This window comes from Protofrankia sp. CiP1_Cm_nod2, from assembly GCF_920664355.1.
GTDB lineage: Bacteria > Actinomycetota > Actinomycetes > Frankiales > Frankiaceae > Protofrankia.
Genome location: NZ_CAKKTL010000066.1, coordinates 26,171 through 26,611, shown reverse-complemented (window position 1 = coordinate 26,611; position 441 = coordinate 26,171). Strand labels below are relative to the sequence as shown.

1 pseudogene is annotated in these 441 nt (G+C 73.0%); it reads right to left on the bottom strand.

Annotation, left to right across the window (positions count from 1 at the left end):
- A pseudogene (locus NBW84_RS09905) lies at nt 1-441 on the bottom strand (metallophosphoesterase family protein); the annotation flags it as partial.

Here is a 441-nt window from a genome sequence, read left to right as displayed (position 1 = left end):
CCTGGACGGGTCACCCGGACCGTCACCTTCTCCACCGCGACCGCATGGAGACCTCGGGTGATCGTGGTGAGCTCCTCCCGCAGCCGCCGCATGTCGGTGAGCACGTCAGCGGCGCGGGAACGTCCCACGATCTCCAGCCGGACGATGACGGGCCGGTCCACGGCGTCGTCCCGCTGGGCCATGAGGCTGGCGCGGAGGCGGTCGAGCACGTCCTCCAGGGTCCGGCAGGCATCGTCCGGGCCGATGTCGACCGTCACGGTTGCCCACCGGGCCACGTCCAGCGGCTGGAACCGCAACCGCGCCGGCCGGCCGGGGCCGACGTCGACGACCAGCGCACCCTTCGGGCCGGTCTCCCTCGGGTGGCGTCCCTGGAGGTTGCCGCTGAAAGCGGCGACGGTCTCGCCGTCGCACACGGTGCGGCGGGCATGGACATGGCCGAGT